This is a genomic window from Halomonas sp. E14 (genome assembly GCF_052568415.1).
Window position 1 is genome coordinate 1,180,733 of record NZ_CP199423.1, and the last position, 18,040, is coordinate 1,198,772.

15 protein-coding genes and 1 other RNA gene are annotated in these 18,040 nt (G+C 66.1%); 10 read left to right on the forward strand and 6 right to left on the reverse strand.

From position 1 onward, the window contains the following. Positions 1 to 36: 36 nt before the first annotated feature. Positions 37 to 1,059 (forward strand): AbrB family transcriptional regulator, encoded by a 1,023-nt coding sequence (locus tag ACT7B3_RS05470; protein WP_445157142.1) that lies wholly within the window; start codon positions 37 to 39, stop codon positions 1,057 to 1,059. Positions 1,060 to 1,128: 69 nt separating this feature from the next. Further along, positions 1,129 to 3,120, forward strand: a complete 1,992-nt coding sequence (locus tag ACT7B3_RS05475; RefSeq protein WP_445157143.1) for a cation:proton antiporter domain-containing protein — start codon at positions 1,129 to 1,131, stop codon at positions 3,118 to 3,120. Between the two features lie 3 nt (positions 3,121 to 3,123). On the opposite strand, the gene ACT7B3_RS05480 is transcribed toward ACT7B3_RS05475, so the two are convergent. From ACT7B3_RS05480 to ACT7B3_RS05490, 3 genes are all read right to left on the reverse strand, one after another. Next, a complete protein-coding gene (locus tag ACT7B3_RS05480; protein WP_086508445.1) occupies positions 3,124 to 3,471 on the reverse strand; it encodes a P-II family nitrogen regulator in 348 nt (115 codons plus the stop codon). 77 nt (positions 3,472 to 3,548) lie between these two features. Continuing rightward, the gene (locus tag ACT7B3_RS05485) at positions 3,549 to 5,570 is read right to left on the reverse strand and encodes a hypothetical protein (protein ID WP_445158845.1); all 2,022 of its coding nucleotides are present in this window, start codon (positions 5,568 to 5,570) and stop codon (positions 3,549 to 3,551) included. Positions 5,571 to 5,636: 66 nt separating this feature from the next. Beyond that, positions 5,637 to 6,860 carry an ATP-grasp domain-containing protein gene (locus ACT7B3_RS05490; protein ID WP_444678108.1) on the reverse strand — a complete coding sequence of 408 codons (1,224 nt, stop codon included), beginning with the start codon at positions 6,858 to 6,860 and terminating at the stop codon, positions 5,637 to 5,639. Positions 6,861 to 7,050: 190 nt separating this feature from the next. Between ACT7B3_RS05490 and ffs the strand changes: the two genes are divergently transcribed. After that, an RNA gene (gene ffs / locus ACT7B3_RS05495) (signal recognition particle sRNA small type) lies at positions 7,051 to 7,147 on the forward strand. Positions 7,148 to 7,444: 297 nt separating this feature from the next. Then, entirely contained in the window at positions 7,445 to 7,750 is a 306-nt protein-coding gene (locus tag ACT7B3_RS05500) for a hypothetical protein (RefSeq protein WP_444678107.1), read from the forward strand. Between the two features lie 166 nt (positions 7,751 to 7,916). On the opposite strand, the gene ACT7B3_RS05505 is transcribed toward ACT7B3_RS05500, so the two are convergent. Both ACT7B3_RS05505 and ACT7B3_RS05510 read right to left on the reverse strand, forming a co-directional pair. Beyond that, positions 7,917 to 9,128 carry an iron-containing alcohol dehydrogenase gene (locus ACT7B3_RS05505; RefSeq protein WP_444678106.1) on the reverse strand — a complete coding sequence of 404 codons (1,212 nt, stop codon included), beginning with the start codon at positions 9,126 to 9,128 and terminating at the stop codon, positions 7,917 to 7,919. 175 nt (positions 9,129 to 9,303) lie between these two features. After that, positions 9,304 to 10,590: an NAD(P)/FAD-dependent oxidoreductase gene (locus tag ACT7B3_RS05510; RefSeq protein WP_445157144.1), complete on the reverse strand. Its 1,287-nt coding sequence runs from the start codon at positions 10,588 to 10,590 to the stop codon at positions 9,304 to 9,306. Positions 10,591 to 10,816: 226 nt separating this feature from the next. On the opposite strand from ACT7B3_RS05510, the gene dnaX reads away from it, so the two are divergent. The 6 genes from dnaX (at position 10,817) to ACT7B3_RS05540 (ending at position 15,909) form a co-directional block, all read left to right on the forward strand. After that, a complete protein-coding gene (gene dnaX, locus ACT7B3_RS05515) occupies positions 10,817 to 12,862 on the forward strand; it encodes a DNA polymerase III subunit gamma/tau (RefSeq protein ID WP_445157145.1) in 2,046 nt (681 codons plus the stop codon). 31 nt (positions 12,863 to 12,893) lie between these two features. Beyond that, positions 12,894 to 13,220, forward strand: a complete 327-nt coding sequence (locus ACT7B3_RS05520; protein ID WP_444678104.1) for a YbaB/EbfC family nucleoid-associated protein — start codon at positions 12,894 to 12,896, stop codon at positions 13,218 to 13,220. Positions 13,221 to 13,389: 169 nt separating this feature from the next. Beyond that, positions 13,390 to 13,995, forward strand: coding sequence for a recombination mediator RecR (gene recR / locus ACT7B3_RS05525; RefSeq protein WP_445157146.1), 606 nt, complete (start codon positions 13,390 to 13,392; stop codon positions 13,993 to 13,995). Between the two features lie 25 nt (positions 13,996 to 14,020). Beyond that, positions 14,021 to 15,151: a ribonuclease D gene (rnd, locus tag ACT7B3_RS05530; protein ID WP_445157147.1), complete on the forward strand. Its 1,131-nt coding sequence runs from the start codon at positions 14,021 to 14,023 to the stop codon at positions 15,149 to 15,151. Beyond that, positions 15,148 to 15,459, forward strand: a complete 312-nt coding sequence (locus tag ACT7B3_RS05535; protein ID WP_444678101.1) for a YcgL domain-containing protein — start codon at positions 15,148 to 15,150, stop codon at positions 15,457 to 15,459. The genes rnd and ACT7B3_RS05535 overlap by 4 nt, the downstream gene beginning before the upstream one ends. Continuing rightward, on the forward strand, positions 15,460 to 15,909 hold the full coding sequence (locus ACT7B3_RS05540) for a YcgN family cysteine cluster protein (RefSeq protein ID WP_444678100.1): 450 nt from the start codon (positions 15,460 to 15,462) through the stop codon (positions 15,907 to 15,909). It begins immediately after the preceding gene. 15 nt (positions 15,910 to 15,924) lie between these two features. On the opposite strand, the gene ACT7B3_RS05545 is transcribed toward ACT7B3_RS05540, so the two are convergent. Beyond that, positions 15,925 to 18,009, reverse strand: a complete 2,085-nt coding sequence (locus tag ACT7B3_RS05545; protein WP_445157148.1) for a S9 family peptidase — start codon at positions 18,007 to 18,009, stop codon at positions 15,925 to 15,927. Positions 18,010 to 18,040: the final 31 nt, after the last annotated feature.

The window sequence follows — 18,040 nt, forward strand, 5'->3', positions numbered from 1 at the left end:
AATCGTTTAGTTAGCCAGTTAACAGAAGGGAGCCGCGTGGAGCGAAGCGAAGGAACGGCACTGGCCAGGTCGCTGGCCATCGGGGCGCTAGGCGGGCTGATTTTCCACCTCATCGGTATGCCGCTGGCGTGGATGCTGGGGCCGCTGACGGCCAACCTGATCGCGTCGGCGAAGGGCGGCGACGTGCGCGTGCCCGAACCGCTGCGCGAAACCTTCCTCGGCGTGCTCGGCCTGGTGCTGGGCAGCCAGGTCACGCCGCAGCTGGCCGAGCGGGTGCTCGACTGGCCGCTCTCCGCCGTTCTGCTGCTGCTGGGCGTGGCCGCTTCCACGGCGGCGGCCGCCGCCTGGTACCGTCGCTGCGGCTTCGATTCGGTGAGCGCCTGGTTCGCCTCGGCGCCCGGCGCGATGACGGCAATGATCCTGATGGGGGAGAAGTGCGGCGGCGATCCGCGGCGTATCGCCATCGCTCAGTCGCTGCGCATCGTGCTGGTGATCATGATCCTGCCGCCGCTGTTCTGGGCCTATGAAGGTGGCGCAGCGCCGCAGGCAGCGGAGATCGAGAACGGCTTTGCCTCCGCCTGGATGCTGCTGGCCCTGCCGCTGCTGTTTCCCCTGGGGCGTCGGTTGCGCCTGCCCAGCCACACGCTGCTCGCTCCGCTGCTCTTCGCCGGCCTGCTCTCCGGCTTCGACATTGCCAGCCTGCGCCTGCCGGACTGGGGTATGAACGTCATGCTGTGGGTACTCGGCTGTGCCATCGGCTCGCGCTTTCGCGGGCTCTCTTCCGCCAGGCTGGGACGCTATCTGTTCGAAGCCTTCATCGCCACGCTGCTGGCGCTGGCAGTGCTGGCGGGCTTCGCCGAACTGATCCATCGCCTGGTCGACGTGCCCCGCGACGTGGCGCTGCTGGCGCTGGCCCCCGGCGGTATCGGCGAGATGGCGATACTCGCCGTGGCGCTGGATCTCGACCCTGTCTTCGTCGCCTTTCATCACCTGCTGCGCATGGTGGCGCTGATGCTCTTCGCGCCGTTCTGGGCGCGCTGGTTGCTGCGTACACGTTGAATTTCAATGTCATGATACCCATTCAGGAACTTCACAGGGACGCTCCATCCAATGAGCAGGAACGAATGAATGCTTGAGCAGGCGCTGGTGCAGTTACTGCTGTTGCTTGGTGCAACGGTATTGGTCGTGCTGGTCTTTCAGCGCTTCAGGATCCCACCTAGCCTGGGATATCTGCTCGTCGGCGTAATGCTGGGCGCCCATACGGCCGGCCCGGTAATCGACAACGACTACATTGACGTCATCGCCGAGTTCGGCATCGTGTTTCTGCTCTTCACCATCGGCCTCAGCTTTTCCCTGCCGCAGATCTATGCGCTGCGCCATACCATTCTTGGATTGGGTACGGCACAGGTGGCGTTGACTACGCTGGTGGTGGCAATGATCGCATGGTGGCTGGGGTTGCCCGGGCCGGCGGCGTTCGTCGTCGGAGCGGTGTTCGCCCAGTCATCTACCTCCATCATCTCCAAGCAGCTGCTGGAGCAGGGTGAAAGCCAGGCGCGACATGGGCGGCTCGGCACTACCATGTCCGTCTTCCAAGACATTACTGCCGTTCCTTTCGTGGTAATCATCCCGGTGTTGGGTGTGGCTGCCATGCATGAGGTGGCAGGGGCGCTAGGGATGGCTCTGGCCAAGGCCTTCCTCGCGTTCGTGATCGTGCTGTTGTCGGGAAGATATCTGCTGCGTCCTCTGTTTCACCTGGTAGCCGAACGGCGCTCAGCGGAGCTGTTCACCCTCACGGTATTGTTCGTCTCTCTGGTATCCGCCTGGACCACCAAGACGCTCGGGCTGTCCATGGCGTTCGGCGCCTTTCTTGCCGGCATGGTGCTCGGTGACACGGAGTTCCGCCATCAGGTCGAGTCCACCATTCGTCCGTTCCGCGACGTATTGCTTGGGCTCTTCTTCGTCAGCATCGGCATGCTGGTCGAGCCCGCTCTGTTACCCGATATCTGGCTCGAAGCGCTGCTGGGAGCGCTGGGGCTGCTGGGCATAAAGGTGGTGCTGGTCACGCTGATCGTACGTTTCTCGGGGGTCGATCCCCAGACGGCGTTTCGTACCGGGCTGGTGCTGGCCGTCGGCGGTGAGTTCGGCTTCGCGCTGCTGGCCATTGGCCTGGATGGCAACATCATCGCCAGCCGGCCGGCACAGATCGTGCTGAACTCGGTACTGTTCTCGATGATCCTGGCGCCACTGCTGATTCGCTTCAATCAACCTTTGGCGCTGTGGGCATTCGGCCGCTCAAGAGGCCGAGCGAAACCGGCTGGCGACGTACCGACGCCGTCCGAGCCCACCGAGAGCCAGGGGCATGTGGTGATTTGCGGCTTTGGCCGTACCGGCCAGACGGTGAGCCGTTTTCTCGAAAGCGAAGGCTTCGACTACCTGGCGCTGGATATGGATCCGGCCATCGTGAGGGAGGCGCGGCTGGCGGGGCAGCAGGTGTTCTATGGCGACTCATCGGACCTTACCGTGCTGGAAAACGTCGGTGTGGAGCGTGCGGCGCTACTGGTCATCAGCCATGACGACAGGCCGGCGGCGCTGACGACGCTGCGCAATGCCAAGCGCCTGAATCCCGAGCTGGCGGCAGTGGTTCGTACGCGGGACCAACAGCATGTGGAGGAGCTGCGCAAGGCAGGTGCCACCGAGGTCATACCCGAGACACTGGAGGCGAGCATGCTGCTGACTTCCCATGCGCTGCAGTCGCTGGGCGTGCCCCTGTACCGGGTGGCACTGCGGCTGCAGGAGCAGCGCAGCAGCCACTACAGAATGCTCAGGGAGCTGTTTCGCGGTACGCTGGACAGCATCAAACCGGAGGCATCGGAGCAGGAGCGATTGCACTCGGTGCTGATGTCCGAGGGCTCACCGGCAATTGGCCAGAGCCTCTCGGAGCTTGATACCGAGCGGGATGATGTCTCCGTCACGACACTTGTACGTGATGATAAGCGTGAGCGCTATCCGGGCGGTGCCACCGAAGTCCAGATCAACGACGTGCTGGTACTGTTGGGCTCGCAGGACAATCTCGAGCGGGTGGAACGGCGCCTCACCGGCTCCGGTCAGCCACCCGAGTAGCGCTCAGTCGAGCGGGTGCTCCTTGCTCAGGGCCTTGATATGTTCCGTCAGCCCCAGCGCCTTGGACACCTCGATTTCCAGCGCAATGCCCGTGTCGAGACTCTCGTCGAGCTTGCCCGCCGTGCTCACGGCGTTCAGTACATCCTCTGAACGGCGGGCTTCCACCAGAATGAGAATCACGCTGCGAGACGCCATGAATTCCAGGCCGAAGAAGGTCAACTGCGGCTTGAGCCCCTGGCCTTGGGCGTTGTTGATGATGGTAGCCCCGGTGGCGCCTGCTTCCCGTGCGGCAGTCAGAACGGTATCGGTCCGGTCCTGATCGACGAAAACCATCAATAACTTGAAATCCATTCGAACTTCCTCGAAGCGAGCCTCACATTGAGATACTGCCATTCTGGCAGAGCTCCGCAGCATTGTCCTGATATGGGTCAAGTGCCAGGGTTCAGGTGGCCGCTATCGGCCTGCAGGTCGGCCGCGGGCACCCGGTCGGCCCCCCAGCTGCGGTGAAGGTAGCCGGTGACGCGGTCGAGCTCTTGCTGGGTGACATTGGCCAGTTCGCCGCGTTCCAGCGGGTCGTAGTGGAAGATGTACAGGCGCGAGGCGAACTGCTCGAAGGGCAGGGAAGCCTCGCCGAAGCGTTCGCCGTTGCCCGCCGTACTGACCTGTACGCCGTCGCCCCAGTCCTGGCCGCTGTCGTTGTTGGGGTTGTAGAAATAGACGCGCATGACCTCCGAGGGGTCGAGGGCGACCCGCAGAATGGTGATGGCGTGCCAGCCGATGAAGCGCGCGGCGCTATCGGTGATGGCGATACCGGCAGGCTGCGGATGAATGAGCGGTTGGTTGCCGTTGTAGTAGGGGTGGTAGCTGGCGTAGAAATGGCGCAGGAAGCCGTCGAGGTCTGCAAGCTGCCCTGTGGCCACGTCGACGTTGATGCGAAAGCCGCGGCCCGACCACCAGCCGTGAAATTCGGGATTCACCCAGCGATGGGGGTCGCCCTCACGGTCGGCGCAGCGCCGGCCCATTTCCGCATAGATGCGATCCAGATGTGGCACCACGATCAACGAGACGGGATCGAGGTCCATGGGCAGGCTTTGGGCCACGCCGGCACCGCTCTGCATCGAGGAGATGGCCTGCCCTTCGAAGTGCATGATGATCTCGTCGTCACGGGCCGCCCAGGCCACCATCTGCAGCAGGTAGTCGGGGTCGTTGTAGGCCCACATGGAGAGCGCCCGCGCCGACTGGCAGGTCGGGTTGTTGCCCTGGCCCACTCCCAGCGGCTGGCCGAGCATGCACAGCACGCCCTCGAGCAGCCTGGCGCGGGGGGAAACCGCCTCGCCGCAGGCCAGGTTGAGCCGCGCCTGGGACCAGGGTGAGAGCGAAAGCCCAAGCTGGCGCCACATGGCCGGCGCCACCGGTGGCTGGTAGAGAATCCCGCGTTCCAGCAGCAGGGCCAGGCCGTAGGCGGCCTGAGCGGTGTCGGGAAGCACGGCGCCGCGAATCAGCGCATGTACCAGCTCGCGGTAGCACAGCAGGCAGTCGCGGCCGGTGGAGGAGAGCCCCAGGGCCTCGGCGAGCAGGTGATCGCCGTGGTCGAGCAGGTGGCGCAGCAGCACCGGATGGTAGGCCGATACCAGCCCGGTGTCGTGCATGGCGCGGGCAAAGCCGGTAGCCTCGTTCTGCAGCGCCTTCTGGTCCATGCCGAACAGGCGCTCGCGGTAGAGTTCCACCCCGGGATCCTCGCGACACGCCTGGGTAGGCCCGAACAGCGAGCTGACCAGGCGGTCGGCGCCCTGTCCGCTGACGCCGAAGTCGATGTCGGGATTGGCCTGGCAGATGGCGATCTGGGTGATCATGCGCTTGACCGAGTCGACCTGGATCGGGCGCTGCTGCAGCAGTCGCCAGATCTCCTCGATCAGCTTGTCGATGATGTGCTCGTACCCGATGCGCTCGGCCAGGTGCTGGAACAGCTGCCTGGGGATCAGGGCCAGCCGCCCCTGGGTTTCTCGCTCCGCCTCGCTGGGGGTGCCGAACAGCAGCCACAGGTTCAGTGCCATTACCTGCGTCAGGTAGTGATGAGCCTGCTCGGCGGAGATCAGCGGATGCTGGTAATCGCCCTCGGCCACCGCCAGCAGGCGCAGCTCGCTCAGGGCTTCGATCACCACGATATTGGCGTCGGGGCTCTTGAGCGCCTGGGTTGTCAGCGAGGGCACCAGGTACTGCGGGGTCTGCCAGTCGGAGCCAAGGAACACGCCGGCAGCTTCCAACTGGCGCGAGCGCTGCTCCACCGCGGCGGCCCCGCCGGGCTGCTGCAGCACGCGCCGGGCGGTGTCCAACACCCGGGGCAGCTTCAGCGGCTTGGCGAAGTCGCGCGACTCGCCCAGCAGGGCAGTGGCCTCGTCCAGCTGGGCCAGCAGCCCTGGCAGCTTGTCTTGGCCTGGCGACGGATTCATGTGCGGGTAACCGTGGGGGCTCACGCCGGTTCCTTGTCCATGGGGCTCGCTCCCATGACGCCTGGCTCACACGTAGAAATCAAGCTCTTCCTGGTGCTTGAGCAGGTCGCGCAGTCGATTTGGGTCATCGCCCTTGAAGTAGATCAGCCCCCAATGGGTGCCGAAGGCGGTTCGCTTGGTCACGGTCTCCTCCATGGGTGGGGTCAGCTCGTGGGATTCGAAATAGGGGTCGTCTTCGACCTCTTCGGGTATCTCCAGGCGGCTGACCACGCGGCGCCGCGGATAGACGCCGAAGCAGCCTGCATAGCACCGGGCATCCTCGATCTCCTTGGGGAAGAAGGCCTTGACCTCCTCGGCACTGGTCTTGGGGTCGAACACCAGCATGCTGGCCTGGTAGGCATTGAAGCCGTACACGCGTTCGAGCAGCTCGAACACCTTGAACCCCGGCGGGCGATAGGCCACCTCACCGAAGTACATCTCGCCGTCGCTGGTGACGAAGTATTCCGGGTGGATCAGGCCGAAGTCGATATCGAAGGTCTTGATCAGCTTCTCGATCTGGGCGGTGATCTGCGGGCGATACCGTTCCAGCTCGGGCGAGGCGGGAACGAACACCGAATAGCCGAGGGTGACGTACTCCGAGATATTGAGAAAGGCGATCTTGCCGTCATGGATCCAGGCTTCCACGGCGAATTCCCAGCCATCCAGGTGCGACTCCATCAGCACGGGAAACTCTTCGTCGGGAATGGTATCGACCTCGTCCGGCGTGCGAATCACGCGGTGACCCAGGCAGCCGGCCTTGTCGAAGGCCTTGAGGTGAATCGGGTCGTTGGGATCGCCGTCGAGCTTGAGCAGGGTCTGGTTGACCCGCTTGAGGAAGCGGATGACGTCCGCCTTGTCGTGCGCTTCCTCGAAGATGCCGACGCGAATGCCGCCCAGTTGGGCGCGCCGCTTCATCAGTGCCTTGTCGCGCAGCAGCAGCGATTGGCCGTAGAGGCGCGGGTTGTCGAGCAGCAGGGAGTTGATGGCTCCCGCCCATTCGACGGTCTCCTCGAACAGCGGTATGGCGACATCGACGCCTATTTCCTTCAGGGTCTCGGCAATTTCCAGCGAGCGGTCGTTCAGGCGCTCGAAGTTCCAGGCCACGTGGGGTATGTCATGGCTCTTGCAGTACTCCTCGGCCCATTCCGGGGCGACCACGATATAGCGTCGGTCGAAATTTTCGGCGGCCTCGATGGCATTGAGGCTCCAGCCGAGCAGCGCGATGTAACCTTTGTTGGGATTCTTGTCCATGTGTGCCTCCTTGGGCCCTGCGTTGTTTCCCTTCGTTCCTACCTACAGGTTAGTTCATGGGTGGTCGGTTCACCGTGAATCCTTGGGGCGCCCTTGCCGCCCCAGGGCGGCGCTGGTATAGTGCGCGCACTCGGCAAGCCCTTGATGCAGGCCGGGTTCGATGCCTGAAGGCGTCGTGTCGTGGTGGCCCCGTTGGTCCTCCCGCAACGCTAAACCGCAAACCCCGCCAGGCCCGGAAGGGAGCAACGGTAGTGGTGGCCGCGTGTGCCGGGATGTGGCTGTCGGGGCCGCCTCCAATTCGGGCGTCATGTTTCCCTTCGCCCGCGCTTGTTGTCGCCAGCCTGTGTTGCCGCTCTGTTCTGCGCGCCTCCTGTCCTTTGTATTTTTGCTTTCCCTTGCCTTGCGCAGCCACTTCGTCTGCCGCCGGCCTGCGTTGCCGTTGCCGTTGCCGTTGCCGTTGCCGTTGTAAGGCAGGCCGAGCTTCCAGCCGCTGTGCTTGCTGCGCCGCTTCGATTAGACCTTGGTAGATATCGACTTTGGTGTTAATATGCGGCGCAGCAAAGCTCATGGGAGAGGATGTGTACATGCAGATCGACACCACGCCCAACGCCGGTATTCAGCGCAGCCTGCGCCAGTGCCTGTCGAATGCCGCCTTCCTGCTCTATCAGCAGGGCCATGTGCTGGAAACCATCACCATTCCCTTCCGCGGGCTCGACAGCCGCGCCCTGCGCCAGCTGCGCGAAAGCTCCCAGGAGTGGCTCGCCTGCCAGCGTGTGCTGGAGAGCAGCGAAGCCGCCGTCTACAACGAGCAGGGGCGCTTCGTGTTGTCGAGCCTGGGCCGCGAGCTGCTGTTCGACATGTTCGGCGAAGGTGCGGCGGACTGCGCCTGAGCTAGCCAGTCCTGTTGGTGGCAAGGCATAGGAATTCAGCAAGGGAGGCCATTGGCCTCCCTTGCTGCGTTTTGGGCTTCCATAAGCGCCATGTGGCTCGCCGTTCGCTATGTGCGTTTAGGTCTTGAAACTGCGAGGTGAGCTGGGCCTGGCGGGCCGACACCGTCTATAGACGAGCCGTCACGATCTCGCCCAGCTCGGCGTCGGTGAGTACCAGGGGATTGGTCTTCATGCTGCCGCCCCGAGCGCCGGCGACCACGCGTGGAATATCGTCATGCGTCATGCCGTAGTCGCCGAGCCTTGGCATGGCCAGTCGCCGGGTCCATTCGCGTAGCGTTGTTACCAGGGCGTCGCAGGCCTGGGCATCCTCCAGCGCATGGTTTTCGCTGACCAGCCGGCCGGCCTCGGCGTACTTGGCCAGGGCCGGGCTGCTTGCGTCGCGCTGGCGCAGGGCGGCGACATTGGCTGCCGTGGCTTCGGCCAGCAGGCTGCCACACACCGCGCCATGGGGAATCGGGAAGAAGGCGCCCAGCGGTGAGGCCAGCCCGTGTACCGAGCCCAGGCCCGCTTGGGCCAGGGTGATACCCGACATCAGCGACGCGTAGGCGAGCTGTCCATAGCCTTGCTCGGCCTCGGGGTGGTTCGCTTGCCAAGCCGGCCAGAAGCCGCGGCAGAATGCCTGCATGCCGGACCAGGCCAGGGCATCGGTGGCGGGGCTGGCATTGCGCGAGACGTAGGATTCGAGCAGCTGGGTGAAGGCGTCCATGCCGTTGGCGGCGATCTGCGCCTTGGGGCACCCCGCCAGCAGCTCTGGGTCGACCAGCGCCACGGCGGCGACCAGCCGCTCATCGCGGAACGACTTCTTGAACCCGTCGGCGCCCTGCACGCTGAGCACGGCATTCTTGGTGGCTTCGCTGCCGGTACCGGCGGTGGTGGGCACGGCAATCAGAGGTACCGCTGGACCGCGGTAGGGTAGGCCGCGGCCGACGCCCTCGAGGTGATCCATCACCGAATTGCCGGGGCGCAGCAGGCCGGCCACCGCCTTGGCCGCATCCAGCACGCTGCCGCCGCCAACGGCGACCACCACGTCGATGGCGTGGACCTGGTATTCGGCGACCATGGCATCCACCCGCTGCGGCGAGGGCTCTCCGTCCACGCTAACGTGATGCCAAGTGGCGCCTTGCGTCTCGAGCGCTGCGACCAACGCCTGCCAGCGTGGCGTCGCGGTAAAGGAGCGCCTGCCGGTGACCAGCAGCACGCACGTGCCGTAGTCGGCGATCAGCCCAGGCAGCAGTTCGATGCTGCCGGCACCGAAGCGGATATCCGGCAGGCGGGCGATACGAAAGGCGTCGATACGTTCGGGAAAGGAAGCTGTCATGGGCGGCCCGCTATTCTAGTTGTTGGATGATGCCGAAGCTTTGTCTGAAAAACCGGCGAGCGAAGGCCAGACAAGGCAAAATTCAGCGAGAAGACGGAGTTTACTGGTGTAAATGAGTATTTTAAGCTGAATTTTAACGCAGTATGGCCAAGCGCAGCCATTTTTCAGGCACAGCTCAGCGCCAGCGCTCGAGCAGTTGGTAATACCACATCCCCGCGGCCAGCAGCGGATTGCCCAGGGCGTCACCGAATGGCACCTTGAGGTGGCGGCAGGCGGCGAAAGTGTCGAACTCCTCTAGGTGACCGGCAATCGCCTTGGCCATGATCTCGCCGACGATGTGTGACGTGGCCAGGCCATGACCCGAGTAGCCCTGGGCGTAGTAGACATGGTCCGACAGCTTGCCGAGCATGGGGATACGGTTGACCACGATACCGGCCATGCCCTGCCAGGCGTAGTCGATCGGGGTGCCCCTGAGCTGGGGGAAGGTCGCCTCAAGGCGCGGGCGCAGTTCGGCGGCGATGTCTGGGGAGTCCTTGCCCGAGTAGTTGGCGCCGCCGCCGAACAGCAGTCGGCCGTCGGCGGTGAGGCGATAGTAGTCGAGTACGAAGCGACTGTCGTAGACGGCGAGATCGTAGGGGTTGATGGCCTCGGCCAGTCCGCCCAGCGGTGCAGTGGCGATGATGCCCAGCGAGGCCGGAAACAGCTTGCCGCCCAGGCGGCGACGCTCGAGCCGGTGGTAGGCATTGCCTGCTAACAGCACCCGTTCGGCGCGTATCTTGCCCTTGGCCGTGACCACGGTCGGCGTGGCGCCGTGCTCGATGCGCTCTACCGGGGAATGCTCGAATAGTTGGCCGCCCAGCCGCTCGGCGACGCGCGCCTCGCCCAGGCACAGGTTGAGCGGGTGAAGGTGCAGGTTGTAGCGGTTGAGCAGCCCGCCGTGGTAGCACTCAGTGCGGATGACCTCGCGTACCTGGCGTGCATCGAGCAGTTCGACATGGTCGCCCATGCCGCGGGCCTGGCAGGCCTCGAGATCGGCGCGCAGTTCCGCCATGTGGTCGGGTTTCCAGGCGGCCTGCAGGTGGCCGGGTTTCAGGTCGCAGGCGATGGCGTATTCCTCTACCCGCTCGCGGATGATGCGCTGGCCGCGCCAGCGCAGGTCCCAGATGAAGTCGTCCGCGGCGTCGCCCAGGGTGCGGCGCATCTGCTTGCGCATGGCGGCCGCGCCGGAGAGGCTGCCGGTCACCTGGCCGCCGTTGCGCCCGCTGGCGCCCCAGCCGATCTTGTTGGCCTCGACGAGTGCGATCCGGTAGCCGCGCTCGGCCAGCTCCACCGCCGTGGCCACCCCGGTGAAGCCGCCGCCGACGATGGCGATGTCGGCTTCCACCACACCTTCCAGCGGGGGGTAGGCGGATTCCTGCTGGATCGAGGCGGTGTAGTAGGAGGTGCAGCGCGGCTGGGTCATCTTGGCTCCGTTGGGCGTCGAAAATACTCAACGCATGCTAGCATATCAACGATGCCGTGCCTCCACGGGGCGGAGTGCAGCGGGAGGCGCGCTTTGCGCCCCCGACGCCAGCCGGTAGAATGGAACTTTTCGCGTGTCGGCGTTGCGCCGGACGACTCGCTGGGGAGCGTCAGGCCCTTTCTCGCCCGGCTGCACGCCGGCCACGCTGCAAGGATATCGTGCTGCAATGAGCTATCAGGTTCTGGCCCGCAAGTGGCGCCCGCGTACCTTCCACGAACTGGTCGGGCAGGAGCACGTCCAGCGTGCACTGGTCAACGCGCTCGACCAGGGGCGCCTGCACCACGCCTACCTGTTCACCGGCACGCGCGGGGTCGGCAAGACCACGTTGGCAAGAATACTTGCCAAATGTCTCAACTGTACGGCCAAGGGAAGGGGAGACGATGGCGTCACCTCCATGCCCTGCGGTGAGTGCAACAGCTGTCGCGCCATCGACGAGGGGCGCTTCGTCGACCTGATCGAGGTCGACGCGGCCTCGCGCACCAAGGTCGAGGATACTCGGGAGCTGCTTGACAACGTGCAGTACGCGCCCACCCAGGGGCGCTACAAGGTGTACCTCATCGACGAGGTGCACATGCTCTCCACCAGCAGCTTCAATGCCCTGCTGAAGACCCTCGAAGAGCCGCCGCCCCACGTCAAGTTCCTGCTCGCCACCACCGACCCGCAGAAGCTGCCGGCCACGGTGCTGTCGCGCTGCCTGCAGTTCACCCTCAAGAACATGCCGCCGGAGCGCATCGTCACCCACCTGGCCAAGGTGCTCGAAGCGGAGGGCATTGCCTACGACGAAAGCGCCCTCTGGCTGCTCGGGCGGGCCGCCGACGGCTCCATGCGCGATGCCATGAGCCTGGCCGACCAAGCCATCGCCTTCGGCCAGGGGCAGGTGCGTCAAGCCGACGTCGCCGCCATGCTGGGCACGCTCGACCATCGCCATGTGCTGGCGCTGGTCGAGGCGCTGGCCGACGTCGACGCGCCGCGGCTGCTGGCCGAGATCGCCCAGTTGGCCGAACAGGGCCCCGATTTTGCCGCCGTGCTCGATGACTTGGCCGCCGTGCTGCATCGCCTGGCCGTGGCGCAGATGGTGCCGGATGCCGTGGACAACGGCCATGGCGACCGCGAAACGATTCTGGCGCTGGCCTCACGCTTTACCGCCGAGGACGTACAGCTTTACTACCAGATCGGCATCCAGGGGCGCGGCGACATGGCCAATGCGCCCGACCTGCGTACGGCGCTGGAGATGACCCTGCTGCGCATGCTGGCCTTCCGCCCTCAGGGCGTGCCGCAGCCGGCCAGGACGCCACTACCGCTGCGCGGCGGTGCACCAGGCGCCGGTTCAAACGGCCAGTCAGGACAGAAAGGCGGCCCGGCTGCCTCCGGCGAGGAAGGGGAGAGCGCCTCATCCTCGCTCGCGCCGCTGGCGGGAATGGCGGCACAGGCCTACGGTGAGAGCCAGGTGCCCGCGCCGCAGGGTGGCAACACCGAGCCTGACGCTGGGCCTGGGCAAGCATCGCCTGCATCACAGCAGGCGATGCTTACTGCAGCGGTGGCTTTCGAGCAAACGCCGCCGCCGGAGGCGCCGCCCCCCTGGGAGTCGCTGCCCGAGCCCGAACCCCAGCCGGAAGCAGCGTGGCCCGTTGCTTCGGTACCTGTCGAGGCGGCGCCCAAGGCCGAAGCGCTTGCTGACAGCGGCGTTTCCCCGGAGTCAGCCGGATCGACCGACGCAGCCGTTGAGCCGGTGGGTGAAGCAGTGGCCCCTTCGGCTGACGCAGCGCCGGTGGCGCCGCACAGCGAGCCGGCAGCGGCGGGCGAAGCGTTTGATCACGAGCGCTGGCTGGCTTGCTTCGAGCGCTTGGGGCTGGGCGGGCTGACGCGCAACTTGGCGGCGCATTGCGTCGTCGAACAGGATGACGGCCAGCGGCTGCTGCTGCGCCTTGCGCCATCCCAGGAGGCGATGGCGGCTGAGATCCATGTCCGCCGGGTGCAGGAGGCGCTGGCCGGCTTCGGCGTGGTCCGCAAGGTGGTGATCGAGGTCGGCCCGCTGCCCGACCAGGTGGAAACGCCGCGCCAGCAGGCCGAGCGGCTGGCCGCGGAGCAGCATGCCTGCGCCATCGAGGCGCTGCAGAGCGACCCCCATGTACGCAAACTTCAGGACGCCTTCGGTGCACGGCTGATCGAATCCTCGGTCAAGCCGGTAGCCGCCGATGCGGCGAGAGCCTGAACCCCTTTACTGACAAGCGAGAGGAATCACCATGTTCAAAGGCGGAATGGGCAACCTGATGAAGCAGGCCCAGGAAATGCAGGAAAAGATGCAGCGCGTCCAGGAGGAGGTGGCCAAGGCCGAGGTAACCGGCGAAGCCGGCGCCGGCATGGTCAAGGTGACCATGAATGGACGCCACGACGTGAGCAAGGTCGACATTGACGCCAGCGTCATGCAGGAAGACAAGGAGCTGCTGGAAGACCTGCTGGCGGCGGCGGTGAACGACGCCGTGCGCAAGGTCGAGGCGAGCTCCCGGGCCAAGATGGAAGAGGCCACGGCGGGCCTCAATCTGCCGCCTGGTTTCAAGCTGCCGTTCTAAACCGGCTCGGCGCTGCCTAGGCGCCAGCGGCCGGCAGGCTGCACGAGGCAACGGCTATCGTGTACACTCGCTCCTCCTTTGCGAGGGTCGCCCGGTCGTTACGCCGGGACGTCACGATAGCCGTGTCGTTACATGGCCCTGGCAGCTTCGGTCGCGTTGAGAGCGGATCATGAGTTTTTCCCCCCTTGTCGAGCGGTTGATCGAGACGCTGCGGGTGCTGCCCGGCGTGGGCCCCAAGACGGCCCAGCGTATGGCGATGCATCTGCTCGAGCGTGATCGTGACGGCGGGCGCCGCCTGGCCAGCGTGCTCGAGCTGGCGCTCGAGCGGGTCGGCTATTGCCGACGCTGCCGCACCCTCACCGAAGAGGAGCTGTGCGGGCTGTGCACCAGCACGCGGCGCGACGATGCCCTGCTGTGCGTAGTGGAGTCGCCGGCCGACCAGCTCGCCATCGAGGATGCCGGAGGCTTCCGCGGTCGCTACTTCGTGTTGCATGGCCATCTCTCGCCGCTCGACGGCATCGGGCCTGAGGATATCGGCCTGGACCAGCTCGAGGCACGTGTCGCCGAGGGCGGCATTGACGAAGTGATCCTGGCCACCAACCCGACCGTGGAGGGCGAGGCCACCGCCCATTACATTGCCGCCCAGCTCTCGCCCTACGGCGTGGTGCTATCACGCCTGGCCTACGGCGTGCCCATGGGTGGTGAACTCGAATATGTCGACGGCGGCACCCTCAGCCGCGCCTTCAACGGCCGCCTGCCGTTTCGTGGTGACTGATCTCGCCGCTTACCTGGATGACTGCATGACCCTGACCCCCGAGATACGCTGGATCGATACGCCCGACGCCCTGGATGCCGCCTGTGCTGAAGTCGCCCAGGCCGAAGTGCTGGCGCTGGATACCGAGTTCTTCCGCGAGAAGACCTTTCATCCGATTCCGGCCCTGATTCAGTTCTCCGCGGGTGGGCCGGCGTGGCTGGTCGACCCCCAGGAGGTCGCCTGCACCGACAGCTTTCGTCGGCTGCTGGGCGAGGGGCCGCTGAAGCTGCTGCATGCCAGCAGCGAAGATCTTGAAGTGCTGGCGCACTGGGCCGGGGTCACCGTGGCACCGCTGGTCGATACTCAGGTGGCCCAGGCGCTGCTGGGGGAAGACCCGGCAATGGGCTACCAGCGCCTGGTGCAGCACTGGACCGGCGAGACGCTGCCCAAGGACGAGACTCGCTCCGACTGGTTGAAACGCCCGCTGAGCGACTCCCAGCAGCTTTATGCGGCGCTGGACGTTGTCTGCCTGCTCAAGGTGTGGGAGTGCCAGTGCGAGGCGCTCGACCGGCTGCAGCGTCGCGCCTGGCTCGACGCCGACTGCCGCGAGCTGATGGCCCAGGCGCTGCGCAGCGACGAGGCCGATGGTCAGTGGTATCGCCGCCATCGCCAGCTGTGGCGGCTCGCACCGCACCAAATTGAAGCGTACCGGCTGCTGACCACCTGGCGCGAAGGCGAGGCGCGGCGGCGCAACCTGCCACGTGGCTGGCTGGTCAACGACCGCGTGCTGTACGGTATCGCCGAGCGCATGCCGGAGAATCGCTACCAGCTCGCCGAGGTCGAGGAGATCAAGCCGAGCCTGATCAAGCGCGATGGCGATCTCCTGCTGGCGCTGGTGAAGCAGGCCCGTGAGTGCGCGGCGCAAGCGCTGCCGGCGGCACAGCCATCGCCGATGGAGGCGCCCTACAAGCGGCGTCTGAAGGTGCTCAAGCGGGTCGTCAACGAACAGGCCGAGCAGCTCGGGCTGGCGCCGGAGGTGCTGATGCGCCGACGCGATCTGGAGGCCATCATTGCCGCCGACCTGGCCGGCGAGCCGCTGCCGCTGCCTGAAGGCTGGCGCGGCGAGCGCCTGGCGGCCCCCCTCAAGCAGGCCTTGGACGAGGTAAACGCCGAATGAACGATGACCGCATGCAAGGCAACAAGCTCCTGTGCGAGATCTTCAAGAGCCCGCGCAAGGATGAGATGTATCTCTACGTGGACAAGCGCCAGGGGTTGGCCGAGGTGCCTGCGGCGCTGCTGGAGCGTTTCGGTAAGCCGATCTCGCTCATGACCCTGATCCTGACGCCGGAAAAGACGCTGGCGCGGGCCCAGGCAAGTGATGTCATCGCGGCGATCCGCGACAAAGGCTTTTACCTGCAGCTGCCGCCGGTCAAGGATGAGTATCTGCTGGACCTGTACCGCACCCCCACCGAGGCGCGCTACTAGATGCGCGAGCTGTTCTGGGAGCGCTTCGATCTCGAGGAGCTCACCGCCGAGGAGTGGGAGGCGCTGTGCGACGGCTGCGGGCAGTGCTGCCTACTCAAGTTCCAGGACGAGGAGAGCGGCGACCTGGCCGTGCTCGGCGTGGCCTGCGAACTGCTCGACATTCACAGCTGTCGGTGCAGCGACTACGCCAATCGCCAGGCCCAGGTGCCCGACTGCGAGCGGCTGACGCCCCAGCGCGTCGACGAATTCCGCTGGCTGCCGAAATCCTGCGCCTATCGCCGCATTGCCGAAGGGCGCCGCCTGGCCGGCTGGCACCCGCTGATCTCGGGCGACCCCGAGCGGGTCCATCGCAAGGGAATCAGCGTGCGCAACTTTGCCATCTCCCAGCGCGAGGTGCCGGAAGAGGCGCTGGAAGACCACATCATCGCCATCCTGCCCATCGACGGCTGAATTCGGGACGCACGGTCAGTCGCGCGGTTCCACCCCTAGCGCCCAGAGAATGAAAGCGTCCTGCCGGGCGTTGTCATGCCACGCCTTGAAGCGGCCCGACGCGCCGCCATGCCCGGCGGCCATGTCGGTGCGAAGCAGCACCGGACCGCGTGCGGTGCCCATTTCCGTGAGTCGGGCGTAGAGCTTGGCCGGTTCCCAGTAGGGCACGCGCGAATCGTGCCAGCTTCCCTGCAGCAGCACCGTTGGCCACGGCTGGGCCTCAAGGTTGTCCAGCGGCGAGTAGGCGCGGATGCGCTTGCGCGCGTCGGGCTCGTCAGGGTTGCCCCATTCGGTGTACTCGGCGGTGGTCAGCGGCAGGTCGGGGTTCTCCATGGTGCGCAGTACGTCCACGAAGGGCACGTCGAGCACCGCAGCACAGAAGGCCTCCGGCGCCAGGTTGAGGCTGGCGCCTACCAGCAGGCCGCCAGCGCTGGCGCCGTAGGCGGCGATACGCGCGGCGTCGCTCACGCCGTGCTCGACCAGCGCGTCACGCGCCGCCAGGAAGTCGCGGAAGCTGTTCTCCTTGTGCTCCAGCTTGCCGGCCAGGTACCAGGGTTCGCCGCGGTCGCCGCCGCCGCGCACATGGGCCACGGCAAAGGCCACGCCGCGGCTGAGCAGTTCGAGCCTGGACACCGAAAACCATGGGTCGAGCACCTCGCCGTAGGCGCCGTAGCCATAGAGCAGCGTGGGCAGGGGGTGGCCGGCCAGGTCGGCGCGCCGCACCACCGAGACGGGAATGCGCTCGCCGTCGTGAGCGCGCGCCCAGATCCGCTCGCAGCTGAGCGCTTCCGGCTGCAGGTCACCGTGGATCGGCTGACGCTTGAGCACTCGCCGTGTGCCGCTGTCGAGGTCATGCTCGAGCCAGCACACCGGCATGGTGAAGGACTCCTCGCGCAGGCGCAGGCGACGCTCGTCGAAGTGTGGCATGTCGCCCAGCGCCAGGCTGCAGGGCGATTCGGGCAGGGCCAGTCGCTCGTCGCGAAGTGGCCGATGCTGCGGGTCGAGTTCGATCACGCGGACGTGGACCTGGGCCTCGTGGTGATCGCGTTCGGTCAGCACCAGCCCCCAGGAGAAGGCGTCCACGCCCTCCAGGGTGGCCTCGTCGCGATGGGCGATCAGCGGCTGCCAGGGCGCCTCGGGGGACGATTCCTCCACCAGGTCGAGGCAGAAGTGCGGGGCCGCCCGGTTATGTAGCAGGTAGAAATGGCCGGGGCGGTGCTCGATGCCATACTCGACCCCCTTTTCCCGCGCGCGAAAGCAGCGCGGCAGCGTCTCAGGTGCGTGGGCGGGGATCAGATGACATTCGCTGGTGTCCTTCGAGGCGCTCTCCAGCACCAGCCACTGCCGGGAGCGGGTCTTGCCCAGGCCCAGCCAGAACTCGGGGTCCTCCTCGCGTAGCAGCAGCACCGGCTCGCCGGCGCGGCCCTGGTCGAGCCGCAGGCGCCACACGCTGTCGGGGCGCTGGGTGGCGTCGTAGCGGGTGAACAGCAGCGTGGCGTTGTCCTCGGCCCAGGTCAGCTCCGGGCCGATCTCCTCCAGCAACGGTTTGGGTTCGCCGTCCGGCAGCGCCTTGAGAAAGAGCGTGAAGCGCTCGTCGCCGCTGGTGTCCTCGGTCCAGGCCAGCCAGCGCTCGTCGGGCGACAGCGCCATATCGCCGAGCTCGAGAAAGGGCACCGCCGCGGCGCGGGCCTGCAGGTCGAGGAAGGGGGCGGCCTGCTGCTCGCAGCCGATGGGGTGGCGCCACCATACCGGGTAGTCGGCGTCCGCCGCGGTCTCGCTCCAGTAGGTGTAGTGATCAAGCGTTGAGCGCAAGCCGTGAACGGCCAGCTCGCGCCGCGCCAGGTGGCCGTGGTAGAGCCGTTCGACCAGCCCGCCCAGCGGTGCCAGCCAGGCCTTGGATTCGGCGTTGGCCGCATCGAGAAAGGCCTGAACACCGGGGTCGTCGCGCGCCTCCAGCCAGTGCCATTCAGGGTCGTCGGCGCGGCGGAAGCGTGCCACGGGGGAGGGTTCCCGGGCGGCATTGAAGGCGGAATCAGGGCGATGAGGCGGCTGTGCTTTCATTGGGGCGCGTGTACCATACTCAGTGAAGATT